Annotated in this window: 5 protein-coding genes; 4 read left to right on the top strand and 1 reads right to left on the bottom strand. The window is 67.9% G+C overall.

What is annotated here, in order from left to right; genetic code table 11:
• Window positions 1-327, bottom strand: a 327-nt coding sequence (locus AB0J09_RS61340) for a hypothetical protein (RefSeq protein WP_360713266.1), incomplete at its 3' end; no start/stop codon positions are given.
• Window positions 328-637: 310 nt separating this feature from the next.
• Here AB0J09_RS61340 and rimP point away from each other — a divergent pair.
• The 4 genes from rimP to AB0J09_RS61320 all read left to right on the top strand — a co-directional run.
• The gene (rimP, locus tag AB0J09_RS61335; protein ID WP_360713264.1) at window positions 638-1,123 is read left to right on the top strand and encodes a ribosome maturation factor RimP; all 486 of its coding nucleotides are present in this window, start codon (window positions 638-640) and stop codon (window positions 1,121-1,123) included.
• Between the two features lie 12 nt (window positions 1,124-1,135).
• Complete coding sequence (gene nusA, locus AB0J09_RS61330; protein ID WP_360713262.1) at window positions 1,136-2,140, top strand: transcription termination factor NusA; 1,005 nt, start codon at window positions 1,136-1,138, stop codon at window positions 2,138-2,140.
• The gene (locus tag AB0J09_RS61325) at window positions 2,124-2,435 is read left to right on the top strand and encodes a YlxR family protein (protein ID WP_360713260.1); all 312 of its coding nucleotides are present in this window, start codon (window positions 2,124-2,126) and stop codon (window positions 2,433-2,435) included. The genes nusA and AB0J09_RS61325 overlap by 17 nt, the downstream gene beginning before the upstream one ends.
• A 112-nt stretch (window positions 2,436-2,547) precedes the next feature.
• Window positions 2,548-2,877, top strand: a 330-nt coding sequence (locus AB0J09_RS61320; protein WP_360713259.1) for a translation initiation factor IF-2 N-terminal domain-containing protein, incomplete at its 3' end; no start/stop codon positions are given.

The following is a 2,877-nucleotide window of genomic DNA, read 5'->3' as shown; positions in this document are numbered from 1 at the left end:
GGTGACGGGCGCCGACGAGGCGGTGACGGGCGCCGACGAGGCGGTGACGGGCGCCGACGAGGCCACGGTGACATATTTGCGCAACTCGTTCAGATGGGCCTGGTGGCGGTCCCGGAACGGGGCCAGCTTCTGCGCCCCGCCCGAGATCAGCGACGAGTAGAGCTCGATCGTCCGCTCCTTCTCCGCGATCAGGCCTTTCAGCAGGGTGGTCTCGGGGGAGTCGGAGGCCTTGACGGACGGCTGCGGCGGGCCGGACGCGCTGCAGGCGGTGAGAGCGGCCGCTCCGCCCGCCAGCAAGACTCGCCGGGAGAGGTGACGCGGGCGCACGGGCTAGGACCTCCAGTGACTGTGGAGCAGACCGACAAGAAAGCCGCTTATGGACTGCCGTCCTACTGCCGCGCCTCATGAATGCCGTGGCGGCCGTCCATTCGGCAGCTTTCTCATCGGTAGCATCGTACGGGCTAGTGCCCGGGATCGCTGTCAGGCGACGCTCCGCCATTCGACCACGACGAGTGGCGCTCTTTCCGTGCCCTCATACAGATAGGGTGTCAACTGTCGTCGCTGGCTGAGCGGCCAGACGGCGGGGAGCCAGAGGCGAGGTCCGCCCGGCTGAGACATGACAATAGGGGAGGTCGATATGGGCAGCGCATCACCCCGCGACCACCTGATGAAGCTCCTTGAGCCCGTGGTCGGCGCGGAGGGCCTCGATCTGGAGGACGTCACGGTCACCCAGGCAGGCAAGAGACGCTTGCTGCGCGTGATCGTCGATCGCGACGGCGGCGTGAGCCTCGACGACGTGGCCGAGGTGAGCCAGGCCGTCTCCACGGCCCTGGACGGCGACGACTCGATGGGCCAGTCGGCTTACACGCTGGAAGTCTCCTCGCCGGGTGTCGACCGCCCGCTGACCGAGCCGCGCCACTGGCGCCGGGCGGCGAAACGGCTGGTGAAGGCAGAGATGAGAGACGGCACCGTGCTGGAGGGCCGCATCCTGGCCGCGGACGAGACCGGTGTCGACATGGATGTCGAAGGCACCGCACGCAGACTTGATTACGAGGACCTGACCCGGGGACGGGTACAGGTGGAGTTCCGCCGGATCGACGACGTCGACGGCGACGAAGGCTAAGGGGGAGCCGTCGTGGACATCGACATGAGCGTCCTGCGCAGCCTGGAGCGGGAAAAGGACATCTCCTTCGACCTGGTCGTCAAGGCGATCGAGGACGCGCTGCTGATCGCCTACTTCCGCACCGAGGGCGCCGCGTCCAAGGCGCGCGCCGAGCTCGACAGGAGCAGCGGTCACGTCACGATCTGGGCGGCCGAGCTCGACGAGGACAGCGAGGTCGTCAGGGAGTTCGACGATACGCCCAGCAACTTCAGCAGGATCGCCGCCACCACCGCCAAGCAGGTCATCCTGCAGCAGCTGCGCGACGCCGAAGACGAGATCAACTTCGGCGAGTTCGCCAGCCGCGAGGGCGAGCTGGTCTCCGGCGTCATCCAGCAGGGCAAGGACCCGCGCGTGGTGCTGGTCGACCTCGGCAAGATCGAGGCGGTGCTGCCGCACGCCGAGCAGGTCCCCGGCGAGGACTACGTGCACGGGGAGCGCATCCGCGCTTACGTCGTGCAGGTGAAGAAGGGTCACAAGGGCCCCTCCGTCACCCTGTCGCGCACGCATCCCGGGCTGGTGAAGAAGCTTTTCGCGCTGGAGGTGCCCGAGATCGCCGACGGCACCGTGGAGATCGCGGCGGTGGCGCGTGAGGCGGGCCACCGCACGAAGATCGCGGTGAGGTCGCGCAAGCCGGGCGTCAACGCCAAGGGCGCCTGCATCGGGCCGATGGGCTCGCGCGTACGCAACGTGATGACCGAGCTACATGGAGAGAAGATCGACATCATCGACTGGTCGGAGGATCCGGGCGAGTTCGTGGGGAATGCCCTGTCGCCGGCCCGTGTTTCTCATGTCGAGGTGCTCGATCTCGAGGGGCGCGTCGCGCGGGTGACCGTGCCCGACTACCAGCTCTCGCTGGCCATCGGGAAAGAGGGCCAGAACGCCCGGCTCGCCGCGAGACTCACAGGGTGGCGGATCGACATCCGGCCCGACACACAGGCCGAAGATGCCGCCGGTTCCGTAGATGCGTCAACACGGTAAGCTGGAATATGGTGGCCAAGCGGTTCCACAGCGCACCTGTGTGGGCTGCAGGGTTCGCACGGCTAAGTCCGAGCTGCTCCGCCTGGTTCGGGTCGAGGATCACCTGGTCCCTGACCTGCGAGGACGGCTTCCTGGCCGCGGTGCATCGCTGCATCCGTCCTTGAGCTGTCTGGAGCTTGCCGAGCGTCGCCGAGCGTTCCCGCGCGCTTTTCGCGTGCCGGGGCCGCTTGACGCCTCGCGTGTGCGAGCGCACCTGGAAGGAGACACCGAAATGTCATGTAGGACGCCGAGTTGATGGGCGGAGTCAGATTGCTATGAGCGCCTGATGAGCACGCGGCGATGAAGACGTCAAGGTAGCGACGGTCCGGACGGCATAGCCAGCCTCCCGGGCCGAGTAAGGGAGTGCAGTGGCGAAGGTCCGGGTATACGAGCTCGCTAAGGAGTTCGGCGTAGAGAGCAAGGTCGTCATGGCCAAGCTCCAGGAGATGGGAGAGTTCGTCCGCTCGGCGTCCTCGACCATCGAGGCGCCGGTGGTCCGCAGGCTCACCGAAGCTCTGGGCGCATCGAAGGGTGGGCCCTCCAGGGGCGGCGGACAGCCGTCCAACAAGCCGCAGCCGCCGAAGGCTGCTCCCCGGCCGGCGGAAGGCCAGGCCGGTAACGGCGTCGCTCAGGCGCCGGTCCCCTCATCAGTCCCGCGTCCGGGTCCCAAGCCCGGTCCGCGGCCCGGCCCCGCGGGC

Source organism: Nonomuraea sp. NPDC049784 (genome assembly GCF_040659615.1).
Classification (GTDB): Bacteria; Actinomycetota; Actinomycetes; order Streptosporangiales; family Streptosporangiaceae; genus Nonomuraea.
This window is presented reverse-complemented; position numbering and strand designations above follow the sequence as displayed.

Bases quoted from the DNA above. Each gene is read 5' to 3' on its own strand.
- rimP (WP_360713264.1), top strand. From the start codon at position 638: ATGGGCAGCGCATCACCCCGCGACCACCTGATGAAGCTCCTTGAGCCC.
- AB0J09_RS61325 (WP_360713260.1), top strand. From the start codon at position 2,124: ATGCGTCAACACGGTAAGCTGGAATATGGTGGCCAAGCGGTTCCACAG.